Here is a 23025-nt window from a genome sequence, read left to right as displayed (position 1 = left end):
TCTTCAGCACAGGAACAGCTCGTGACCTCCATTTTCTGGTACGACTATGAAACGACCGGCATCAACCCGCGCAGCGATCGCCCTCTTCAGGTAGCCGGCATTCGTACCGATCTCGAACTCAACGAAATCGGCACCCCGGTCAACCTCTACTGCCAGCCTGCCGACGATATCCTGCCTCACCCCGCCGCCTGTGCGATTACCGGCATCACCCCGGCGACCCTGGCCGAAAAAGGCCTGGCCGAAGCCGATTTCATGACGCGCGTGCATGCCGAGCTGGCGGCCCCTGGCACGTGCGGCGCCGGCTACAACACGCTGCGATTCGATGACGAAATGACGCGCTACAGTTTGTATCGCAATTTTTTTGACCCGTACGCCCGAGAGTGGCAAGGCGGCAACAGCCGTTGGGACCTGATTGATGTGGTACGCACCGCTTACGCGCTGCGCCCGCAGGGTATCCAGTGGCCGCAGCAGGACGGGCGCGTCACGCTCAAGCTGGAACGCCTGACAGCGGCCAATGGTATCGACCATGGCCAGGCCCACGATGCATTGTCCGATGTGCGCGCGACGATTGCCCTGGCCCGGTTGGTTCGCGAGAAACAGCCCAAGCTCTACGAGTGGCTGTTTCAACTGCGCAGCAAACAGCGGGTAATGGACCAGGTGCGCCTGCTGCAACCCATGGTGCATATCTCCGGGCGTTTTTCCGCCGAACGCCATTACCTGGGCGTTGTACTGCCGCTGGCCTGGCACCCGCGCAACCGCAATGCGCTGATTGTCTGCGACCTTGGGCTGGACCCGCAGGGCTTGCTTGACACAGATGCCGAGACCTTGCGCCGGCGCCTCTATACACGCCGCGATGACTTGGCTGACGGGGAGCTGGCGGTGCCGCTCAAGCTGGTGCATATCAACCGCTGCCCGGTGGTTGCGCCCTTGAACGTGCTGAGGGCCGAAGACCGTGAGCGCCTGCATTTGGACATGGCGCTGTTGCAGGCGCGGGCGCTGCGGCTAACTGACGCACAGCAAGTGTGGCGCGATAAGTTGGCCATCATTTATGCCAAGGAAGATTTTGCAGCGAGTGCGGACCCCGAACAGCAGCTCTATGACGGCTTTATCGGCGACCGTGATAGACGCTTGTGCGAACAAGTCCGCCTGGCGGAACCTGCGCAATTAGCACGTCAGCAATGGCCTTTTGATGATGAACGTTTACCTGAACTATTGTTTCGCTACCGTGCACGTAACTTCCCCGATACGTTGAACAGCGAGGAGCTACAACGCTGGAAACTTTTCTGTCAGCAACGTTTGTCGGACCCTGAATGGGGTGCACCGAATACCTTTGAATCATTTAAGCAGGCCCGGCAGGAATTAACGCTTAGTGCGACACCGTTTCAGCTGCAGGTACTGGCACACTGGCAGGACTATGTTGACGCTTTAGCGACGCGCATGACCCTGTAATCGAATATTCAGAATAGAGCGAGCAATAAAAAACGCCAGCAAGCTGGCGTTTTTAATGTGTCGCGTATCAGGCGCGGGCCTGGTCAAGCTTAGCCCAGCAGGGTCGACCAGCTTTCAACCACATCGCCGCCCCACTTGGCTTTCCACTCTTTCAGGGTTTTGTGATTGCCACCTTTGGTTTCAATCACTTCGCCGTTGTGCGGGTTCTTGTACTGCTTGACCTTGCGAGCACGCTTGGTGCCGGTAGTTTTCACAGCGCCGCGAGGTGCTTTAACTTTCGACTCTGGATCCAGCAGCGCGATGATGTCACGCAGGGACTTGGAGTACTCACCCATCAGGGTGCGCAATTTGCCTTCGAATTCCAGCTCGGTTTTCAGCTTGTCGTCTTGCGACAGATTCTTCAAACGGGCTTGCAGCTCTTTGATAGCTTCTTCGGTGGCACGGTATTCGTTGATCAGGGACATGTGGACTACCTTATGTAGAGCGCTGATTGACAGGGATAGTGGCCCAATAATAGTCAGGCGGTTTGCCCAAGTAAACATTTAAGAATGCAATTATGTGAATTACGTTGAATGTTTTTAGAAAAGCGCTGCAAACGAGTTAATTACAAGGACGTAGCGCGAAACATCATCTGCGTGAATTTTATCGAGACGCCTGCGATAAAACCGCTGATTGATATAAGCAGGTAAAACCTTAGGCTCCTAAGGGGCAAGGCCGGGGCCGGCGAGCGGAATAAGCGTTAACGAATACTGCAGTTTTGCTGCGCAATCGCTAGAATGGCGGCCTTTGCGAAGTTCTGGAGTTCCCCCCTAATGCGCACTTTTCGGCTGGTGATTGCTTGCCCGGACCGGGTCGGCATCGTTGCCAAAGTCAGTAACTTTCTGGCCTCCCACAATGGTTGGATCACCGAGGCGAGCCATCACTCGGACAACCTCAGCGGTTGGTTCTTCATGCGTCACGAAATCCGTGCCGATACGCTGCCCTTTGGTCTTGAGGCGTTCCGCGAGGCGTTTGCGCCGATCGCTGAAGAGTTCTCCATGACCTGGCAGATCACCGATACCGAGCAGAAAAAACGCGTGGTATTGATGGCCAGCCGCGAGTCCCACTGCCTGGCGGACCTGCTGCACCGCTGGCACAGCGATGAACTGGACTGCGAAATTGCCTGTGTGATTTCCAACCATGACGACCTGCGCAGCATGGTCGAGTGGCATGGCATTCCTTACTACCATGTGCCGGTCAATCCGCAGGACAAGGAGCCGGCATTCGCCGAGGTGTCGCGCCTGGTCAAGCACCATGAGGCCGACGTGGTCGTCCTGGCGCGCTACATGCAGATCCTGCCACCGGAGCTGTGCCGCGAGTACGCCGGCAAAGTCATTAATATTCACCACAGCTTCCTGCCGTCGTTCGTCGGTGCCAAGCCTTACCACCAGGCTTCCCTGCGTGGCGTGAAGTTGATTGGCGCAACGTGTCACTACGTCACCGAGGAATTGGACGCCGGTCCGATCATCGAGCAGGACGTGGTTCGCGTCAGCCATAGCGACAGCATTGAAGACATGGTGCGTTTCGGCCGTGATGTGGAAAAGATGGTGCTGGCGCGTGGCCTGCGTTACCACCTGGAAGACCGCGTCCTGGTGCACGGCAACAAAACGGTTGTGTTCTGATCCAAGCCCGAGGGCCCGTGGTGGTAATCGCCATGGGCCCTTTCTCACCTGTCTGCCATGGAGCATCGAGCATGAGCGACCCACTGGAAAAAGCCACGTCCAAGGCGCCCGCTACGGTGGGCGAGGGGTGTCTGAGTCGCTATGACCCGGATGCGCTGGACGCCGAGGATGGTACTGACTTTCCGGGCGCGGCCCGGTTGTGGGAACAGTTGCAGGCACCGGACGCGCCGCCGGCGCCTTCTGAAAAAGACGCTTGAGCAGCGGCTTGCCGACCATGAGCAAAAACACCGGCCCACCGGCCACCAGATAGAAGTAATAGGTCACCGCGCGCCAGATCAGAATCGCCGCTGCAGCGGTAGATTTGCCCACCATTGGCGCCAGCAATGCCGCTGACGTCAGTTCCGCGGCGCCCGCCCCGCCCGGCAACAGGCTGAATTGCCCCGCCGTGAGCGAGAGCATCTGGATCAAAAAACTCCAGGCCCAACGCACATCCCCACCCAACCCGCGCAATGCCAGGTAGAGCACGCTGTAGCGTAGGAGCCAATGCAGACTTGTCAGCGCAAACACGCCGATCAGAGTCAGCCAGGGCAATTTCAGCGTGTCGGAAAATGCCGCGATAAAATGCAGCAATCGGCGTGCCCAACGTCGGCGAGTGCTGGCACTGACGCGCAGGTACTTGAGCAATCGTCCCGTCAGGCGTATCACCCGGCGGTGCGAACGCACCAGCAACAGGCCACTGCATAACCCGCCCAGCATCGTCGCCGCGCTCAACCCCAACAGCCATTCCAGGCGCGGATTGAGTGTGTGAAACACAGCCCACACGGCGATCCCCGTCAGGGCGCACAGAAAGAACAACAGGTCACTCAACTGATCCATGGCAAATACCGCACTGCCATGAGCCGGACGTATACCGTTGCGTCCCAGCAGGGCCATCAGGGTAAGCGGGCCGCCGCTGCCGGCAGGCGTGGCGCACAGCGCAAACTCGGTGGACATCACCACGCCGAGACTGCCCAGACGACTGAGCCGGCTCCTGTGCTCGCCCAGCAACAGGCGCAGACGCAGGCTGTTGATGATCCAGCATGCAATGATCATGGCAAGCATCAGCCACAAGAGCAGGGGTGGGAATTGCAGCAGGCGTGTGGCGGTCTCGCTGCCGCCGAGCCATACCGGAATCGCCAGGGCGACCAGCAATGCCAGCAGCATCCAGAGCAGGCGGCTCATGCCTGCGACGCCAGCCAGGCCATTTTAGTCATTGGCGTACGGCCGGCCTCCAACAGGCGCCGCAGGGTTTGCAGCCAATAGTGGCGGGAGAATTCATGGCGCATATCCACCGGGTGCAGCCCCAGGCGAATGACCGGGGCGGTTCGCCACTGCCGTTCGCGCCGATCGCTGAGGACTTTGGACACGCCGCGACGCCAGGGGCTGCGGGCGCTCCAGACCAGGCCCGGGGCATCCACAGCGGTGAAGTCGGGAAGCCGGTAAAGATGCTGCGGGTCGCTGGTGTAGGAGAGCGGCAGTTGGCGCAAGGCATCCCGGGTGCCTTGGCTCATCAGCCAGGCCGGGGCGACAAAACCGTGCAACGGCCAGTCATTGCGCCGGAATACCTCGACACCCTGGTGCAAGCGTTGCAGTGCCTGGTCCTGGGACAGTTGGTAGAACTCGCCCTCATGGGTGTAGAGGCGGCGCATAAACCAATCCTTGGGCGTGCGCGGCGCGGGTTGGTCATCGCTGTGGTAGTAGCCGTGCAGTACCAGTTCATCGCCACATGTCACGCGGATGTCGAGCAAACGACGAAACTCAGCGTGATCGCCGAGAGCACCGCCATGATGGAAGTCCGGCACTACCAGCCATGTGATGGGGACCCCGCCCAAGGCGTCCACCGCTTCGACAAAAGGGCGGTAGTCGACCCAGGTTTGTGGAGCCACATCGTGCAATACCAGCACTACCGAGCGCTCAGCCATGGGCAAGCATCGGGCTGTGGGTGCCGAGCACCGCGTGGTAATGCCCGAGCAGGCTGTCGACCACGGTGTCCCAGGCGTAATGCTGTTCAACATGGCGCCGGGCCTGTGCGCCAAGGCGAACAGGGTCACGGTCGAACAACGTACGCACCGCTTCGGCCATCGCCCTCGGATCGTTGGGCGTGCACAGCTGGCCGCATTGCTCGTGCACTATTTCCGTGAAGGCACCGGCGGCCACGGCAACGACCGGTATGGCGCAGGCCATGGCTTCAAGGATGACCAGCCCGAAGGTCTCCTGGTCGCCGCCATGCAGCAGGGCATCGGCACTGGCCATCAGGCGCGCCACCTGCGCGGCGGGCTGGAAACCATCGACCACGGTGACGTTGTCCGGCACGTTGGCGGGCATGCCGGAGCCCACCAGCAGCAGGTGATAGCGCTCGCCCAGGCGCTTCATGCATTTAAGCAGCACCGGCAGGTTTTTTTCCTTGGAGCCGCGGCCGGCGAAGATCAGCAGCCGCGTGTCTTGGTCGATCCCCAGTTCAGCGCGAAGCCCGGGGTCGCGTGCGTCCGGGTTGAACGTGTGCAAATCCACGCCCAGCGGCTGGACGAAGACGTTCTTTACCCCAAGCCCGGTAAGCTTATCGGCCATCACCTGGCTGGGTGCCAGGACCCGATCAAAATTCCCATAGAGTTTGCTGACATAGGCTTCAACGTTCGGCGTAAACCACGGGCCCATGCGGTTGCTCACCAACAGCGGTAGGTCGGAATGATAAAAGCCGATGACGGGCACATCCAGCGAGCGCCTGGCATCCAGCGCGGCCCAGGCGGTCAGGTAAGGGTCGCCTACTTCGATCAGATCAGGCTGTAAATCGTGCAGGACATTTCGCCATGGTGCCAGCCGCAGTGGGAACCGATAACCCTTGCCAAAGGGCAGGGCGGGTGCAGGCACCTTGTACACCCCGTCCTGTTCGCTCAAGTGCGCGCCGGGAATCAACAGGCTGTGGCGAATGCCGGGCTTGAGCGCCAGGCGCCGGTGTTTCGCATCCAGGTAAGTGCGTACGCCGCCACTGGCCGGGGCGTAGAACATGGTTATGTCAGCGATATGCACGATGAACATCCCTCCTTTCCAAGCTCTCCTTTACGTGGACCTTAGGCAAGGATAGATGTTCGGTCGGGATGCGAGGGCACTGTGCGAGTGGAGGGGCGCGGGCCGGCCCGCCCCCCTACGCGCTGTGTTCTGTCAGATGCGGAAGCTGCCCACCAGTTGCTTCAGGCGTGCGGCCTGTTGCTCCAGGTCGGCGCAGGCGCGCAGTGTCGACTGCAGGTTTTCTACGCCTTCCTGGTTGAGGGTGTTGATCTCGGTGATGTCCATGTTGATCGACTCCACCACCGAGGTCTGTTCCTCGGTAGCGGTGGCGACCGACTGGTTCATGCCGTCGATCTCGCCGATACGCTGGGTCACGCTGTTGAGGCGCTCGCCGGCCAGGTTGGCGATTTCCACGCTGTCATGGCTGTGGCGCTGGCTCTCGCTCATGGTGCTTACCGAGTCGCGCGCGCCAACCTGCAGTTCTTCGATCATGGTCTGCACCTGCTGCGCCGACTCCTGGGTGCGGTGGGCCAGGTTGCGCACTTCGTCGGCCACCACTGCAAACCCGCGCCCGGCCTCGCCGGCACGGGCCGCTTCGATAGCCGCGTTGAGCGCCAGCAGGTTGGTCTGCTGGGAAATACTGGTGATCACTTCCAGAATCTGGCCAATATTCACGGTTTTGCTGTTAAGTGCTTCGATATTGCTGCTCGATGCGCTGATCATCTTGGAAAGATCGGTCATGGCCTTGATATTGCGTTCCACCACCTGCTGTCCGTCCTCGGCCAACTGTCGCGCGTCGCTGGCTTGATTGGATGCCTGCGCCGCGTTACGGGCGATTTCCTGTGCCGCGGCGCCCAGTTGATTGATCGCGGCGGCCACGCTGTTGGTGCGATTGGCTTGTTCGTCGGAATTGACCATCGACGAGTTGGAGGCGCTGACAACCCGCAGCGCCACTTCATTGACGTGTTCGGTCGCCGAGGACACTTCGCGAATGGATGTGTGAATCCGCTCCACGAAGCGGTTGAAGGCGTTACCGAGGGTGCCGAACTCATCGTGGTTCTGAATGGTCAGGCGGCGCGTCAGGTCGCCCTCGCCGTCGGCGATGTCCTGCATCGCACGGGTCATCAGGTGCAGCGGTTGCAGCAGCACGCGGATCAGCATGCCCAGCAGGGCGATAATGATGACCACCGCAATGATCGTGGCGATTACCGCAGAGGTGCGGAATTCGCTGAGCATGGCGAAAGATTTGTCTTTATCTACCGAAATACCCAAGTACCACTTCACCGACGGCAAGCCTTTGATAGGGGTGAAGGTGACAATATTGTCTTTGCCGTTGGCTTGAACTTCGCTGAAATCGCCGCTGATCTTCGGTGTGTTTTTCGGATACACATCGGCCAGGGTCTTCATTACTAGGGTTTTGTCCGGGTGCACCAACACCTTACCGTCGGCGCTGACCAGGAAGGCATAGCCCATGCCGCCGAAGTCCAGCGCGCCGATGGTATCCACCAGGGTTTGCAGGCTCAGGTCGCCGCCGACCACGCCGATGCTTTGGCTGCCCTTGCTGCTGGGGGTGGCGATGGAAATGATCAATTGCCCGGTGGCCGCGTCGATATAAGGCTCGGTCAGGGTTGAACCGTTGCTGCTTTGCGCGCCCTTGTACCAGGGGCGCACACGCGGGTCGAAGCCCTCCGGCATCTTGGTGTCGGGGCGGATGGTGAACGCGCCCTGGCTGTCGCCCACGTAGGTGGCCATGAAGGATGACGTCAGCGCTTTTTGTTCCAGCAGGCTGGCTACCACAGTCGGTTGCGGATTGATCGCGATGTTCTGGGCGGCGTTTTCTACCAGGGCAATCCGGCCGGACAGCCAGGTTTGAATATTGCCGGCGGTGACATCGCCCATTTCATGCAGGTAGTTATTCAGATCGTCGCGAATGGCGTTGCGCTGCAAATAGTCGTTATACAGCGTGAATAACGCAAAGGCGGCGATGACGATAAGGGAGGCTGCAAGCAGGATTTTGTGGCTGAAACGCAGATTTTTATTCATGGCTTGTAGGGTCCGCTAAGGTCTTAATATCCAAAGCGCGTCCTTGTAGGATGCGCGAAATGACAGTGCGAAAAAAGGTGTGCTATTTGTAGTCGCAGTTCCGTGGTCCCTGTGGGAACTATCTGACCTATTTTTCGACTTTATGGGTCTCACTCTGTCTGTATCGACCTTGGCGCATTAAAGATTAACCATGGGTGACGAAATGCCTGACTCCACGCAACTCCTTATCGGCGCAGACCTTGCCGGCGAGCCTATCGCCCAGGCCATGCGCCTGGCCAATCGTCACGGGCTGATTGCCGGCGCTACCGGCACGGGCAAGACCGTCACACTGCAACGTCTGGCCGAGGCATTCAGTGATGCTGGCGTGGCGGTGTTCGCCGCGGACATCAAGGGCGACCTGTGCGGCCTGGGCGCGGCGGCCACCCCTCAAGACAAAGTGGCCGAGCGTATCGCCGGCATGCCCTTCCTTAATTACACCGCCAAGGCTTATCCGGTAACGCTGTGGGATATTCACGGCCAGTCCGGTCATCCGTTGCGCACTACCATCAGCGAGATGGGCCCATTGTTGCTCGGCAGCCTGCTGGAACTGACCGACAGCCAGCAATCGGCGCTGTACGCCGCCTTCAAAGTGGCGGACCGCGAAGGCTTGCTGCTGCTGGATCTGAAGGACCTCAAGGCATTGCTCAACCACCTGCACTATCACCCGCAGTTGTTGGGCGAGGATGCCGCACTGCTGACCACCGGCTCCAGTCAGGCCTTGCTCAGGCGTCTGGCGGTGCTGGAACAGCAGGGCGCCGAAGCGTTATTCGGCGAACCGGCGTTACAGCTTGAGGATATCCTGCAGCCCAACGCGGACGGGCGCGGACGCATCCATCTGCTGGACGCCAGCCGCCTGGTGCATGAGGCGCCAAAGGTCTATGCAACGTTCCTGTTATGGCTGCTGGCCGAATTGTTCGAGCAACTGCCGGAGCGCGGCGATGCGGAAAAACCGCTGCTGGCGTTGTTTTTTGATGAGGCGCATTTGTTATTCGCCGATACGCCCAAGGCTTTGCAAGAGCGTCTGGAGCAGGTGGTGCGGTTGATTCGCTCCAAGGGTGTCGGGGTGTATTTCGTCACGCAATCTCCGGGCGATCTGCCCGACAACGTCCTGGCCCAGTTGGGCCTGCGCATTCAGCATGGCCTGCGGGCGTTCACCACCAAAGAGCAGAAGTCCCTGCGGGCGGTCGCGGAGGGGTTCCGGCCCAACCCGGCATTTGATGCCTTGTCGGTATTGACCGAACTGGGCACCGGTGAGGCGTTAGTAGGAACACTGCAGGAAAAAGGCACGCCGGAAGTCGTCCAACGCGTGTTGGTAGCACCGCCGCAATCGCGCATAGGGCCGCTCAGCCAGACGGAGCGCGCGGCATTGGTGGCCGCTTCGCCGCTGCAGGGGCGCTATGAAAAACCGATTGATCGGGAGTCGGCCTACGAAGTGCTGATGGCGCGCAAGGCGTTAGGCCCGACTGAAGAAACCGCGCCGACCGCCGAAGAGCCGAGCTTCACCGACCGGGCCGGGGCGTTTCTCGGGACGGCAGCGGGCAAGGCACTCAAATCAGCCATGCAGCAAGCGGCCAATCAGATGGGGCGGCAACTGGTGCGCGGGCTGCTTGGCTCATTGCTGGGGGGCAGCAAGCGCAAATAGGCGCTCAGGCTTTGGGCCGCGCGTGCGCGGCCAGCCGCTCGAGCGCCGTGCGCAACGCCGGATCGCGGATGCCGTCGGCCGTGGCTTGAATGGTTTCGGCGGCGTTCGTCGACAGGTCCAGCGTATGTCCGGCAGTGCCTGGGTGAACCGTTGGCGGCTGTACCTTGAACTGGATACGCGTGAGGTTGGCGAACTCATCGAACGCCATTAATTGGCGCAGCAGGCGTTTGTGCTGATAGCGCAGGCGGGTGGCCCAGTGGCCGTCGGTGACAATCAGCAGCAAGTTGCCTTCGCGCCACGAGGCTACATGGCAATGCTCGCGCGCCGCCGGTTGCAGCTGGCTTTCGAGCAGACGCTGCAAATGACCCAGGCGCTGCGCATGACCAAAGATCGCTCGCAACGGCTTGGCTTCGCGAAGCAACACGCCGGGCGCGCGGGCGGTAACAGGGCGAAATGCCATGATCGGACACCTTAAGTAACAGAGCCGCCATGTTAGCAGAAAGCGTCGGCCCGCCCTCAGGGCTTGCATCAACGGCAGTTTGCTTGTGAAATCAATTGTTAACTTCTGCCCTTCATGGGTTGAAGTTCGCGCAAAAGCCCTTATTTTAAACGAGCCCTCTCACCGCCCCATGCCTGCATCGGGGAACAACGCCACTTTCCTCACCCACGATTCCGGGTAGAATGCGCGTTCGCATGCGGCCGTGAGGGCTGCTCGGGCCACTGACGGTGCGCCCTCCATCCCTATGTGTGGAAGAACCTGCCGATATGTTTGCGCCTTTGTTAAAGAAACTTTTTGGAAGCAAGAATGAGCGCGAAGTCAAACGCATGCTCAAGACGGTGCAGCTGGTCAATGCCTTCGAAGAGCAGATGGTTGCCCTTTCGGACGAGCAATTGCGCGCCAAGACCCAAGAGTTCAAGGCCCGCATAGCCAAAGGTGAAACCCTCGACAAACTGCTGCCAGAAGCCTTTGCGGTAGCCCGTGAAGCCGGTAAGCGCGTCATGGGCATGCGCCACTTCGACGTGCAGTTGATCGGTGGCATGACCTTGCATGAAGGCATGATCGCTGAAATGCGTACCGGTGAAGGCAAGACCCTGGTAGCGACCCTGGGCGTTTATCTCAACGCGCTGTCCGGCAAGGGCGTGCACGTTGTAACGGTGAACGACTACCTGGCTCGCCGGGACGCCAACTGGATGCGCCCGCTGTATGAATTCCTCGGCCTGACCGTCGGCGTTGTGACCCCGTTCCAGCCGCCGGAAGAGAAACGCGCCGCCTACGCCGCCGACATCACCTACGGCACCAACAACGAATTCGGTTTCGACTACCTGCGCGACAACATGGCGTTCAGCATGGAAGAAAAATTCCAGCGTGAACTCAACTTTGCCGTGATCGACGAAGTCGACTCCATCCTCATCGACGAAGCCCGTACCCCGCTGATCATCTCCGGCCAGGCTGAAGACAGCTCGCGCCTGTACACCGAGATCAACAAGTTGATCCCGCGCCTGGAGCAGCACATCGAAGAAGTGGAAGGCGTGGTGACCAAAGAAGGTCACTTCACCATCGACGAGAAGACCCGCCAGGTCGAGCTCAACGAAGCCGGTCACCAGTTCGTCGAAGACATGCTGACCCAGATCGGCCTGCTGGCCGAAGGCGAGAGCCTGTACTCGGCGCATAACCTGGGCCTGCTGACCCACGTCTATGCCGGCCTGCGTGCCCACAAGCTGTTCCACCGCAACGTGGAGTACATCGTGCAGGACGGCCAGGTGGTACTGGTTGACGAACACACCGGCCGTACCATGCCGGGCCGTCGTCTGTCCGAAGGCCTGCACCAGGCGATCGAAGCCAAGGAAATGCTCAACATCCAGGCGGAAAGCCAGACCTTGGCGTCCACCACGTTCCAGAACTACTTCCGTCTGTACAACAAGCTGTCCGGCATGACCGGTACGGCGGACACCGAAGCGTTCGAATTCCACCAGATCTACGGTCTGTCGGTGGTGGTTATCCCGCCGAACAAACCACTGGCGCGTAAGGACTACAACGACCTGGTGTTCCTGACCGCCGAAGAGAAATACGCGGCGATCATCAACGACATCAAGGACGGCATGGCCAAGGGCCGCCCGATCCTGGTGGGTACCGCCACCATCGAGACTTCCGAGCATGTGTCCAACCTGCTCAACAAGGAAGGCATCGAGCACAAGGTACTCAACGCCAAGTTCCACGAAAAAGAAGCCGAGATCATCGCCCAGGCGGGTCGCCCAGGCGCGCTGACCATCGCCACCAACATGGCCGGTCGTGGTACCGACATCCTTCTGGGCGGCAACTGGGAAGTGGAAGTCGCGTCCCTGGACAACCCGACGCCTGAGCAGATCGCCCAGATCAAGGCCGACTGGCAGAAGCGTCACCAGGCGGTGCTGGAGTCCGGCGGCCTGCAGGTGATCGCGTCCGAACGTCATGAATCGCGCCGTATCGACAACCAGTTGCGTGGTCGTGCCGGTCGTCAGGGTGACGCCGGTTCCAGCCGCTTCTACCTGTCCCTGGAAGACAGCCTGATGCGCATCTTCGCCTCGGATCGGGTGAAGAACTTCATGAAAGCCCTGGGCATGCAGTCCGGTGAAGCGATCGAGCACCGCATGGTGACCAACGCCATCGAGAAGGCCCAGCGCAAGGTTGAAGGCCGCAACTTCGATATCCGTAAGCAACTGCTCGAGTTCGACGACGTCAACAACGAACAGCGTAAAGTGATCTATCACATGCGTAACACGTTGCTGGCCGCTGACAACATCGGTGAGACCATCGCCGACTTCCGTCAGGACGTGCTCAACGCCACCGTCAGCGCGCACATTCCGCCACAATCGCTGCCTGAGCAGTGGGATGTGGCCGGCCTGGAAGCCGCGCTGAAGAGCGATTTCGGCGTTGACCTGCCGGTCCAGCAGTGGCTCGACGAAGACGACCACCTGTACGAAGAAACCCTGCGCGAAAAACTGATGGCCGAACTGCTGGCCGCGTACAACGAGAAAGAAGAGCAGGCGAGTGCCGAAGCCCTGCGCACCTTCGAGAAGCAAATCGTACTGCGCGTGCTGGACGACCTGTGGAAAGACCACCTGTCGACCATGGACCACCTGCGTCACGGTATCCACCTGCGTGGCTACGCCCAGAAGAATCCGAAGCAGGAGTACAAGCGCGAGTCGTTCACGCTGTTCTCCGAGTTGCTGGATTCGATCAAGCGCGATTCGATCCGCGTGTTGTCCCACGTCCAGGTGCGTCGCGAAGACCCGATCGAGGAAGAAGCCCGCCTGCGCCAGGAGGCCGAAGCGCTGGCCGCACGCATGCAGTTCCAGCACGACGAAGCGCCGGGCCTGGATCAGCCGGAAGCACTGGGCGAAGAGGTCGATGTGGCCTTGGCGCAGACACCGGTTCGCAATGACCAGAAACTGGGCCGCAACGAGCTGTGCTATTGCGGTTCAGGCAAGAAATTCAAACACTGCCACGGCCAGATCGAATAAGATTTTCGCCTGACGCTGCAACACCCCGCGCCGCGACCGGCCTTTGCCGTCGCGGCGTTTTGCCATTAATTCCCACCGTCGATAGCGACGGCACAGACATCACCTCATTTTAAGGAGCGCATTCATGGCTGTTGGTCTTGGTCCTTTGCCCACATTGCACCCGGTTGCCGGTTTTGAACTCGGCATCGCTTCGGCCGGTATCAAGCGCCCAGGCCGCAAGGATGTGGTGGTGATGCGCTGTGCCGAAGGCTCGACCGTAGCGGGCGTATTCACCCTCAATGCCTTTTGCGCCGCGCCGGTGATCCTGGCCAAGCAACGCGTAGCCGGGCCGATTCGCTACCTGCTGACCAACACCGGCAATGCCAACGCCGGCACTGGCGAGCCGGGCCTGGTGGCTGCCGCGCGAACCTGCGCCAAACTGGCTCAGCTGGCCGGCGTGGACGCCAGCCAGGTGCTGCCGTACTCCACCGGTGTGATCGGCGAGCCACTGCCGGTGGACAAAATCGAAGGCGCCCTGCAGGCCGCGCTGGATGATCTGTCTGTGGATAACTGGGCCGCGGCCGCCACCGGTATCATGACCACCGATACCCTGCCCAAAGGCGCCAGCCGTCAGTTTGTGCACGACGGCGTGACCGTGACCGTGACCGGCATCAGCAAGGGCGCGGGCATGATCCGTCCGAACATGGCGACCATGCTGGGCTACATCGCCACCGACGCCAAGGTGTCGCGCAGCGTGCTGCAGAACCTGATGCTGGACGGCGCCAACAAGTCGTTCAACCGCATCACCATCGATGGTGACACTTCAACCAACGATTGCTGCATGCTGATCGCCACCGGCCAGGCTGACCTGCCGGAGATCACCGAGGCCAGCGGCGCTTATTTCGCCGCTCTCAAGCAAGCGGTGTTTGAGGTATGCATGGAGGTGGCCCAAGCCATCGTGCGTGACGGCGAAGGCGCTACCAAGTTCGTCACCGTGCAAGTCAACGGCGGCGCAAACCACCAGGAATGCCTGGATGTCGGCTACACCGTGGCCCATTCGCCGCTGATCAAGACCGCGCTGTTCGCCTCGGACCCGAACTGGGGCCGTATCCTGGCCGCTGTCGGGCGTGCCGGAGTACCGGACCTGGACGTGAGCAAGATCGATGTGTTCCTCGGTCAAGTGTGCATTGCCAGCCGTGGCGCCCGCGCCGAAAGCTACACCGAAGCCCAGGGCTCGGCGGTGATGCAGCAGGAAGAAATTACGATCCGCATCGAGCTGGGTCGCGGCGATTGCAGCGAAACCATCTGGACCACCGATTTGTCCCACGAGTACGTGAAGATCAATGCGGAATACCGCACCTGATAGCCGGAGGAAACGCACGGTGAAACGAGTGCATGTAGCAGCAGCGGTGATCCGCGGTGGCGACGGCAGGATCCTGCTGGCGCGCCGCGCCGACACCCAACACCAGGGCGGCCTCTGGGAGTTTCCCGGGGGCAAGGTGGAGGCCGATGAGTCGGTCGCTGCCGCGTTGTCCCGCGAGTTGCAGGAGGAGCTGGGCATCCAGGTCACCACGGCGCGACCGCTGATCAACGTGCGGCATGACTACCCGGATAAACAGGTGTTATTGGATGTCTGGGAGGTTTCGGCCTTCACCGGTGAGCCCCACGGCGCCGAAGGGCAACCCTTGCAATGGGTGGCGCCGCGGGATCTGTCCAACTATGAGTTCCCCGCGGCCAATGCGCCGATTGTGGCTGCCGCGCGCTTGCCGGCCGAGTACCTGATCACGCCAGGGGACCTGGACGCTGCGCCGCTGTTGCGCGGTCTTCAGAAAGCCATTGCGGGTGGGATCAAACTGGTGCAGTTGCGCGCGCCCAACGGTTACGACCCCAAATACCGCGACCTGGCGGTGGATGCGGTGGGACTGTGCGCCGGCAAGGCACACTTGATGCTCAAAGGGCCGTTCGAGTGGCTCGGGGATTTTCCTTCCGCCGGTTGGCATATGACCTCGGCCCAACTGCGCAAGTACGCCAGCAAGGGCCGTCCGTTGCCGAAGGATCGCTGGTTGGCGGCTTCGTGCCACAGCGCCGAAGAACTGGCGTTGGCCGAATTGATGGACGTGGATTTTGTCACCCTGTCACCGGTGCAGCCCACGCAGACACATCCCGACGCGCAGCCGTTGGGTTGGGAGCAGGCGTCGGAGTTGATCCGCGGGTTTAACAAGCCGGTATTTTTGCTGGGTGGGGTCGGGCCTGCGGATCGGGAGCGAGCTTGGGAAACCGGTGCCCAGGGTGTGGCGGGTATCAGGGCGTTCTGGCCGCAGGTTTGAGGTTGCTCTGGCGGGCCTTATCGGGGGCAAGCCCCCTCCCACATTGGAATGTATTCACAGATCAAAGGTGGGAGGGGGCTTGCCCCCGATTGGGCCCTCCCAGTCACCGAGTCATGATCAGTGGGGCTTCGCCGCAGCCTGCCATAAAACCTCCGCGACACCCTGGCGCCTGGCGATCACCCGCGCCGCCACAAACAGCAAATCCGATAGACGATTGATATACGCCAACCCCACACCTTCCAGCGGCTCGACAGCATTCAGGTGCTGACAGCGTCGCTCGGCACTGCGCGCCAGGCTGCGGCACACATGGGCCTGGGCAATCAGCGCAGAGCCGCCCGGCAGGATGAAATTCTCCAGCGGCCCGACTTCCTCGTTCCAGCGATCGATGGCCGCTTCCAGGCGATCCACTTCCGCCGCATTCAGCGCCTTGTACACCGGCATCGCCAACTCGCCACCCAGGTCGAACAGTCGGTGCTGGCACGGCGCGAGCACTTCGATCACATCATTGAGCGCCGGGTGCTGCCCACTCTGCTCTTCAAGGCCAGCCAGCAGTAAGCCAAGTTGACTGTTCAGCGCGTCGACCTCGCCAATGGCTTCCACGCGAGGGTGGTCCTTGGGCACGCGGCGGCCGTCGCCCAGGCCGGTTTCGCCTGTGTCGCCGGTACGGGTGTAGATTTTCGACAGGCGAAAGCCCATGGTCAGTGCTCCAGTTGGGTCAGTTCGTGGGCCGGCAATTGGCTGCCGGCCAAGGGGAGGCGCAGGGTAAAGCAGGTGCCTTGGCCAAGGGTGGAATGCACTTCCATCTGGCCTTTGTGATTGTTGGTGATGATGAAGTACGACACCGACAAGCCGAGTCCGGTGCCCTGGCCGATTTCCTTGGTAGTGAAGAACGGCTCGAAGGTACGTTTGCGCACGCTTTCGCTCATGCCAATGCCGTTGTCCTCCACCTGGATTTCGGCCCAGGGCGGATTCAGGCGAGTGCGCAGGATAATGCGCCCAGGCTCGCGATCGTCTTCACGCAAGTGGATGGCTTGCGCCGCATTCTTCAGCAGGTTGAGCAGCACCTGTTCCAGTTCGTTCGCGGTGCCGGGCACCGGGCCCAGTTGCGGGTCGAACTGGCGGATGATTGCCTGGCCTTTGAAGTCAAAGCCGATGGCCAGGTCGAAGTCGTTGCCGGCGATTTCCACCGCTTGATCGATCAGTGCCGGTAAGTCGCAAGGCGCCATCTGCCGGTTGCTGCGCCGGCTGAAGCTGAGCATATGGGTAACGATCTTCGCCGCCCGCGCCCCGGCTTGCTGGATGCCATCGAGCAATTGCGGCACTTCGCGGCTTTGCAGGTAACGGTTGACCATGGCCAGTTCGATGCCTGCCTGTTCGGCGTGTTCCAGGTTCTTGGGCAAGTCGGGAGACAGACGGCGCCGGATGTTCTGCACGTTATGCAGGATCGCCCCCAGGGGGTTGTTGATCTCGTGGGCCATACCGGCGGCAAGCCCGCCGACGGAAAGCATTTTTTCCGACTGCACCATCATCTCTTCAAGGGACAGGCGCTGGGTGATGTCATCGATACGGATCACCACACCACGTCCGGCGCCGCCGCTCAGTGGATAGAACGTCAAGGCGTAATGCTTGGGCTCGTCGTCCTTGATCCAGGTCACCCGCTCGATGCGCTCCACGGTGTGTTGCTCCACCGTGGCCTTGATCTGCGGCAGGTATGGTTTGAGCGGTTGGAAGGCCAGGTAGATCGGCTGGTTCAAGGCTTCATCCAGGCGCGTACCGGAAAGCGCGCTGGCTTCCTGGTTCCACTGGGTGACGTAGAGCTGTTCGTCCAGGGCAATCAATGCCGAGGGCATCGAGTCGATGATGCTGTTGAGGTAGTTCTGGAACCCGGTGAGCTTTTTCTCGATCTTGCTGCGCACCTGGACTTCCAGTTCCAGTTTGCGGTTGGTATGGCGCGTCTCTTCGGCCAGGCCCTGGGCCTGGTCATAGGCGGCCTGGGAGTCGTCACGTGCGCGCTTGAGTTGCTGTTCGCGCGCTTCGATGCGCGAGAGCATGGTGTTGAACGCTTCGGCCAGGCTGCCGATTTCATCGCGATTGCCACGGCCGGCGCGCAGGGCGTAATTCTCTTCCCGAGTCACTTGTCGCGACAGTTCTTCCAGCTCGTGGATCGGTTTAGTGATCAGGCGTTTGATCTGCCTGGCGATCACCAGCCACAGCAGCACACTGAAAATCAGGATGCCCAGGCTGGCCGTCAGCGTGCCGGTATAAAACGCTACCGGCAGTTCGCTGCTGGCCACTAGCAGCAGATGCCCGGAGGGCTGCCCCGGACGGGGCAAGGTGATCACCTGGTTGCTGCGAAACTCGGTAACGCGCCAGGCTTCAATATGCCGGTAGTTGTCCGGCAGGTGCAGGCGATCACCGTGCTGCATCTGCGCCAGGCGGTTGCCTTCACTGTCGTACAGGGCGGCGGCGCGCAAAGGCGAATAACTGGTCAGTTCATTGAGCAAGGCATCGGCCTTGGCGGGAGAGTCCAGTGCCTCGGCGGCCAGCGCCGGGTTGGACACCAGTCGCCCGATGGCCTGCAGTGCCTGAGGCGCCATGCTTTCCTGGGAGATCCAGTAAGCGGCGCTGATAAAGGTCAGGTTGGCCACCAGCAGGACGGTGGTCAGCAGCACCAGCAGGGCCGCCAGCAGTTTCTGCCCGACCGGTAGGTTTTCTAGACGCTGGCGCAGCGGCATCAGGCTTTTCCCAGGAGAGAGACAGGCGGGCAGGGTAGCGCGTGGTTCAGTCGCGGGGCAATCCGCGCGCGAGCAGCTCGTCGACCAGGCGCACTTGCAACTGTTGCAAATGGGGCAGGTTCAATTGGTGACGAGTTGCCGCGTGGCAAGCATAGCCCAGCAGATAGCTGATTTCGGTGCGCCGGGCGTTGGCTACGTCCTGGTACATGGAGGAGTAATTGGCGGCGGTGGCGTGGATCACCCGTTCCACTTCGTCCTGTAGATCCAGCGCAGCGGCAGGCTGGCCGCAGCATTCCAGCAGCTCGCTCAGTTCCGCGCACAGCGTCGCGACTTCACAGTGATGGTCTTGCAGACCGCCATTGCGGCATTGATACAGCACGGTCAGCGGGTTGATTGCGCAATTGAGCGCCAGCTTGCGCCACAGGCGCGTCAGGATATCGGTGCTCCAGGCGTGGGGGATGCCGGCGGCGTGCAGGTCATCCAGCCACAAGGGCGGCGTTGGATGGGCCGCGTCCCCCAGCCAGGTATAGCCATGGCCGGCGAACACCACGCGCCAGTCGCCCTCGCGGAAGGCGCCCTCGGTGCTGGAAGCAAACAGGCAACGGGCCTGGGGTAGCTGCGCCGCCACGGCGTCCTGGCTGCCCAGGCCATTCTGCAACAGGATCAGCTCGACATTCGGTACCAGGCGCTGCTGCAACTGCGCGATTGCTGCTTCAGCGTCGTAGGCTTTGCACGCCACGAGCAGGCGATGAATCGGTTCCTGGCTATCGGGTGTTTCGCCAATCACGGGGTAGGTCCGCGTTTCGCCGTGCTCCACCAAGGTCAGACCACCCGCCGACTGATAGCTGGCCAGGCGTGTCTGGTTGCGCAGGATCAACCTGACCGGCAAGCCGGCGCGCGCCAGCCGTGCAGCCCACAATGTGCCCAGGCTGCCGGCGCCGAGAATATGCCAGGTGGTCGACATCAGTTTGTACTCCGCAGGGTCGCTCACAGTGAATGGGACGAAAGAACCGCTATAATGCCCCGGCATTTTAGCTCGGGCGCGCTCCATCTCTACTGAGCCCGCCCCTTATATTGGAGAAATCACATGCCTTCGTTCGACGTGGTATCTGAACTGGACAAACACGAAGTCACCAACGCCGTCGAGAACGCCGTCAAGGAACTGGACCGTCGCTATGACCTGAAAGGCAAGGGCAGCTTCGAATTCAAGGAAAAGGAACTGACCGTCAACCTGACCGCTGAAGCCGATTTCCAGCTGGAAGCGATGATCGAGATCCTCAAGCTGTCACTCGTCAAGCGCAAGATCGACGCGCAATGCCTGGAAATCAAGGACGCGTACGCCTCCGGCAAGCTGATGAAGCAGGAAGTCATCCTCAAAGAAGGGATCGACAAAGAGCTGGCGAAGAAAATCGTCGCGCATATCAAGGACGCCAAGCTCAAAGTCCAGGCCGCCATCCAGGGCGAGCAGGTACGTGTCACTGGTAAGAAGCGTGACGACCTGCAAGAGGCCATCGCGGCCCTGCGCGCTAAGTCTTTCGATATGCCGCTGCAGTTCAATAACTTCCGCGACTGATCGCCCCAGGGAACCCGAGGGCGTTTTTGACGTCCCACGCCCCAACAATTGCGCCTACTCTTGAGCCCTACGGGGCTCAATTGCTTTAAGCGCCGACCGTCCATACACAGGAGAAAAGAAATGGACTTGAACGCTGAAGTGGATCACTTGATCAAGACCTCCCAGTCCTGGATCCCGATGATCATGGAATACGGCAGCCGGGTTTTGCTCGCCGTCATCACCCTGGCCATCGGCTGGTGGCTGATCAACAAGTTGACCCATCGTGTGGGCCGTCTGCTGGCGATACGCAACGCAGACCTGGCGTTGCAGCATTTCATCACCAGCCTGGCGAACATCATCCTCAAGATCATGCTGGCGATCAGTGTGGCGTCGATGATCGGCGTCGAAACCACATCGTTCGTGGCTGCGATCGCGGGCGCAGGCCTGGCCATCGGCCTGGCGTTGCAAGGCAGCCTGGCGAACTTTGCCGGTGGGGTGCTGATTCTGCTGTTCCGCCCGTTCCGTATCGGCGACTGGATCGAAGCCCAGGGCACCTCGGGCACCGTCGACAGCATTCAGATTTTCCACACGGTGCTGCGTACGGGCGACAACAAGACCGTCATTGTGCCGAACGGCATCCTGTCCAACGGCATCATCACCAATACCAACCGTCAGCCAACCCGCAAGGTGGTGTTCGACGTCGGTGTGGACTATGAAGCCGACCTGCAGAAAGCCCGCGACGTGCTGCTGGAGCTGGCCAAGGACCCACGTGTACTGGAAGATCCCGCCGCCGTGGCCGTGGTTTCGACCTTGGGCGATAGCTCGATCACCGTTTCGCTGCGCTGCTGGACCAAGACGGCGGATTATTGGGACGTGATGTTTATGCTCAATGAATTCGCACGTGACCGTTTGAAAGCGGCGGGGATTGATATTCCATTTCCGCAGCGGGTTATTCGTGTCATGCAGGAAGCAGCGCCGAAGTAATAAAAGAGCCAACGTTTAACTTGGCCATTCGGTCAGGTTAAACGTGTCACCTTAATCTCGTTAGTTAGCTTGCTAGTTATTTTCTGAAGTAATAATTTTGCAATAAAAAAGCCGGCCCTCTGGAAACAGAAGGCCGGCTTTCTATTTTAAGGCCGAGGCCTTAAGTCATCGTTGTAATTAAACCGAAAATTACAAGATGTTCAGCGGGTAGTTCGCGATCAGACGCAGCTCGTCGATCGAAGGCGAACCGTAGTACACGCCATCGCCGGAGCGATAAGTTGCTTGACGCAGACGCAAGCTGAGGTTTTTAGCCGGGCCGCTCTGGACGACGTACTTGGCTTCGATGTCGCGTTCCCACTCTTTGCCGTTCGAGGTCGTGGCGGTGTTGGCGCCGCTGCCGGTCACGTAGCGAGTCATGAAGCTCAGGCCAGGAATGCCGAAGGTGGCCATGTTGATGTCGTAACGCGCCTGGTAGGACTTCTCGCCTTCGGCGTTGAAGTCGGAGCGGGCCACGGAGTTGGCCAGGAAGACCGAGCCGCCGCCGTCTACACCATAGCCGTAGTCGCCGTCGCCGGTGACCTTCTGGGCCGCCAGAGTGAAGGTGTGAGCGCCGATGGTGTACGCACCCTGCAAGCTGAATGCGCGGTTGTCGAGCTTGGTTACACCATCTTTCTCGGCACGCTGAAGGCCTGCGCCGTCGCTCTTGGTGTCGTAGATGTTGAAGTCCAGCGCGAAGGACTGGTCATCGCTCAGGGCATGGGTCCAGTTCAGGTTGCTGTAGTACTTGCGGAAGTAGTCTTCAGTCTTCGCGTAGTACAGGCTGCCGGTGACCTCTGGAGTGAACGAGTAGACACCGCCGACAAAGTCGGTCTTGGTCAGGCCCAGGCTGTCATGGTAGGTCTGGTTCTGCGCGACGCTGGAAGTGAAGTGACCGCCTTCCAGTTTCAGGCCCTTGATCTCGTTGCTGGTGATCGAGATGCCCTGTGGCAGCTCAGGCAGCAGACGGCTGTCGTCGGAAGCGAACACCGGCGCGGTGGTGTATTGGTCACCGACTTTGAGGACGGTATTGGAGATACGGAATTTAACAGCGCCGCCGCCTTTGGAGTAGTCATCCTGCGAGCGGCCATCGGAGCCGGTCGGGAACAGGCCGGTACCCGCGCGACCTTTACCGCTGTCGAGCTTGAGGCCCATCAGGCCGATCACGTCAACACCTACGCCGATGGTGCCTTGGGTGAAGCCCGACTCGTACAGTGCGTTGAAGCCCAGGCCGGTTTCTTCGGCGCGGCTTTTGGAGCCAGGGCCCGACGGGTTATTACGGAAGTCGCGGCTGAAGTACAGGGCGCGAGTATTGATGCTGAAAGTGCTGTCTTCAACAAAGCCCTTGGAATCGTCCTGGGCGGACGCCATTGCGAACTGCGAGGTACCGGCTGAAACAGCCAGTGCGATCATGCTCCACTTCATCACGCGCATCGTGATTTGCTCCTTTGGTTTTCGGAAGAGTACTGCCGTCCCACCTGTATTTTTATCTGGGCGGCTCTTTCTTTTTTGTGTCGGCGCAAAGTTATATCACGCGGACTCTATTGACGATACTTACCCATCTTTCCTTTCAGCTTCTTTACGAGGCTGTCGTAAATTGCTAGCTCCATGTCGCAAATTCACAGTCCGGAATGTAACCGGACTGACAACTTCAATACTGTTTCAAAACCTCTTTGAAGGATTGAATGCTTCCCTGCCGTGCATTGAACCGCCGTTGTTTTTATCGCGAAACACCTGCTTCCGAACGGGTGCCGTTGCCGACGATGTGGGTGTGAATGCAACAAGCGTGCTCAAAGCGGTAACCGAATGTCATTTTTTCGTGAAAAAAGTTCCGTTCCTGTAAAAACCGCATAAGCACGGGCTTTTTACGCCCTTTTGTTTGGCCTTGACGGCCGCGTGCTCTGCCTGGTTGGGGTGAGCGCAAAACGCCTGGCCGGATAAAACGTTACCGGTTCACCCCGAAAGTGAGTAATTGGCGGATCCCTTTGAAGCATGAGTGGGTCATTTTGGTGCATCCCGGTGAGGCCCATTC

18 protein-coding genes and 1 pseudogene are annotated in these 23025 nt (G+C 60.2%); 8 read left to right on the top strand and 11 right to left on the bottom strand.

Annotated elements, in window-relative coordinates:
• Positions 1–21 precede the first annotated feature (21 nt).
• Positions 22–1449 carry an exodeoxyribonuclease I gene (gene sbcB, locus PSH94_RS20215; RefSeq protein WP_305435620.1) on the top strand — a complete coding sequence of 476 codons (1428 nt, stop codon included), beginning with the start codon at positions 22–24 and terminating at the stop codon, positions 1447–1449.
• A gap of 89 nt (positions 1450–1538) precedes the next feature.
• On the opposite strand, the gene mvaT is transcribed toward sbcB, so the two are convergent.
• On the bottom strand, positions 1539–1913 hold the full coding sequence (gene mvaT, locus PSH94_RS20210) for a histone-like nucleoid-structuring protein MvaT (RefSeq protein ID WP_181079029.1): 375 nt from the start codon (positions 1911–1913) through the stop codon (positions 1539–1541).
• Positions 1914–2261: 348 nt separating this feature from the next.
• Between mvaT and purU the strand changes: the two genes are divergently transcribed.
• Entirely contained in the window at positions 2262–3110 is an 849-nt protein-coding gene (gene purU / locus PSH94_RS20205; protein WP_181079031.1) for a formyltetrahydrofolate deformylase, read from the top strand.
• A gap of 111 nt (positions 3111–3221) precedes the next feature.
• Here the strand turns inward: purU and PSH94_RS20200 are convergent, their stop codons facing one another.
• The 5 genes and pseudogenes from PSH94_RS20200 to PSH94_RS26195 all read right to left on the bottom strand — a co-directional run.
• Positions 3222–4331: a lysylphosphatidylglycerol synthase transmembrane domain-containing protein gene (locus tag PSH94_RS20200; RefSeq protein ID WP_305435619.1), complete on the bottom strand. Its 1110-nt coding sequence runs from the start codon at positions 4329–4331 to the stop codon at positions 3222–3224.
• On the bottom strand, positions 4328–5071 hold the full coding sequence (locus PSH94_RS20195) for a polysaccharide deacetylase family protein (protein ID WP_266246553.1): 744 nt from the start codon (positions 5069–5071) through the stop codon (positions 4328–4330). Before PSH94_RS20195 ends, PSH94_RS20200 begins: the two co-directional genes overlap by 4 nt.
• Positions 5064–6185, bottom strand: a complete 1122-nt coding sequence (locus PSH94_RS20190; RefSeq protein ID WP_181079037.1) for a glycosyltransferase family 1 protein — start codon at positions 6183–6185, stop codon at positions 5064–5066. The genes PSH94_RS20195 and PSH94_RS20190 overlap by 8 nt, the downstream gene beginning before the upstream one ends.
• Positions 6186–6308: 123 nt before the next feature.
• Positions 6309–7073 carry a methyl-accepting chemotaxis protein gene (locus tag PSH94_RS26200; protein WP_370694783.1) on the bottom strand — a complete coding sequence of 255 codons (765 nt, stop codon included), beginning with the start codon at positions 7071–7073 and terminating at the stop codon, positions 6309–6311.
• A 93-nt stretch (positions 7074–7166) separates the two neighbouring features.
• Positions 7167–8198, bottom strand: a pseudogene (locus PSH94_RS26195) (cache and HAMP domain-containing protein); the annotation flags it as partial.
• 202 nt (positions 8199–8400) lie between these two features.
• On the opposite strand from PSH94_RS26195, the gene PSH94_RS20180 reads away from it, so the two are divergent.
• Entirely contained in the window at positions 8401–9879 is a 1479-nt protein-coding gene (locus tag PSH94_RS20180; protein ID WP_305437745.1) for a helicase HerA-like domain-containing protein, read from the top strand.
• 4 nt (positions 9880–9883) lie between these two features.
• On the opposite strand, the gene PSH94_RS20175 is transcribed toward PSH94_RS20180, so the two are convergent.
• Positions 9884–10339, bottom strand: a complete 456-nt coding sequence (locus tag PSH94_RS20175; RefSeq protein WP_181079042.1) for a DUF721 domain-containing protein — start codon at positions 10337–10339, stop codon at positions 9884–9886.
• A gap of 305 nt (positions 10340–10644) precedes the next feature.
• Here PSH94_RS20175 and secA point away from each other — a divergent pair, with 305 nt between their 5' ends.
• The 3 genes from secA to PSH94_RS20160 all read left to right on the top strand — a co-directional run bounded on the left by secA (position 10645) and on the right by PSH94_RS20160 (position 15686).
• A complete protein-coding gene (gene secA / locus PSH94_RS20170) occupies positions 10645–13380 on the top strand; it encodes a preprotein translocase subunit SecA (RefSeq protein ID WP_181079044.1) in 2736 nt (911 codons plus the stop codon).
• A 124-nt stretch (positions 13381–13504) separates the two neighbouring features.
• Complete coding sequence (argJ, locus tag PSH94_RS20165; protein WP_181079046.1) at positions 13505–14722, top strand: bifunctional glutamate N-acetyltransferase/amino-acid acetyltransferase ArgJ; 1218 nt, start codon at positions 13505–13507, stop codon at positions 14720–14722.
• A 19-nt stretch (positions 14723–14741) separates the two neighbouring features.
• The gene (locus tag PSH94_RS20160) at positions 14742–15686 is read left to right on the top strand and encodes a Nudix family hydrolase (RefSeq protein WP_305435617.1); all 945 of its coding nucleotides are present in this window, start codon (positions 14742–14744) and stop codon (positions 15684–15686) included.
• 117 nt (positions 15687–15803) lie between these two features.
• On the opposite strand, the gene PSH94_RS20155 is transcribed toward PSH94_RS20160, so the two are convergent.
• The 3 genes from PSH94_RS20155 to PSH94_RS20145 are packed head-to-tail and all read right to left on the bottom strand — an operon-like array spanning position 15804 to position 19385.
• Positions 15804–16382 (bottom strand): cob(I)yrinic acid a,c-diamide adenosyltransferase, encoded by a 579-nt coding sequence (locus tag PSH94_RS20155; RefSeq protein WP_253509155.1) that lies wholly within the window; start codon positions 16380–16382, stop codon positions 15804–15806.
• 2 nt (positions 16383–16384) lie between these two features.
• Entirely contained in the window at positions 16385–18421 is a 2037-nt protein-coding gene (locus PSH94_RS20150) for a PAS domain-containing sensor histidine kinase (protein WP_181079052.1), read from the bottom strand.
• Positions 18422–18467: 46 nt separating this feature from the next.
• Positions 18468–19385 (bottom strand): putative 2-dehydropantoate 2-reductase, encoded by a 918-nt coding sequence (locus PSH94_RS20145; protein WP_181079054.1) that lies wholly within the window; start codon positions 19383–19385, stop codon positions 18468–18470.
• Between the two features lie 123 nt (positions 19386–19508).
• Between PSH94_RS20145 and PSH94_RS20140 the strand changes: the two genes are divergently transcribed.
• Entirely contained in the window at positions 19509–19994 is a 486-nt protein-coding gene (locus PSH94_RS20140) for a YajQ family cyclic di-GMP-binding protein (protein WP_034100192.1), read from the top strand.
• A gap of 120 nt (positions 19995–20114) precedes the next feature.
• Positions 20115–20957 carry a mechanosensitive ion channel family protein gene (locus PSH94_RS20135; protein WP_181079058.1) on the top strand — a complete coding sequence of 281 codons (843 nt, stop codon included), beginning with the start codon at positions 20115–20117 and terminating at the stop codon, positions 20955–20957.
• A gap of 189 nt (positions 20958–21146) precedes the next feature.
• Here PSH94_RS20135 and PSH94_RS20130 read toward each other — a convergent pair whose 3' ends face one another.
• Positions 21147–22427 (bottom strand): OprD family porin, encoded by a 1281-nt coding sequence (locus tag PSH94_RS20130; RefSeq protein ID WP_266246549.1) that lies wholly within the window; start codon positions 22425–22427, stop codon positions 21147–21149.
• Positions 22428–23025: the final 598 nt, after the last annotated feature.

Origin of the sequence: Pseudomonas sp. FP2254, from assembly GCF_030687695.1 — a bacterium.
In the GTDB taxonomy this organism is placed as follows: domain Bacteria; phylum Pseudomonadota; class Gammaproteobacteria; order Pseudomonadales; family Pseudomonadaceae; genus Aquipseudomonas; species Aquipseudomonas quebecensis.
The sequence above is the reverse complement of the archived record's forward strand: the minus strand, read 5'-3'. Positions and strand labels throughout refer to the sequence as shown.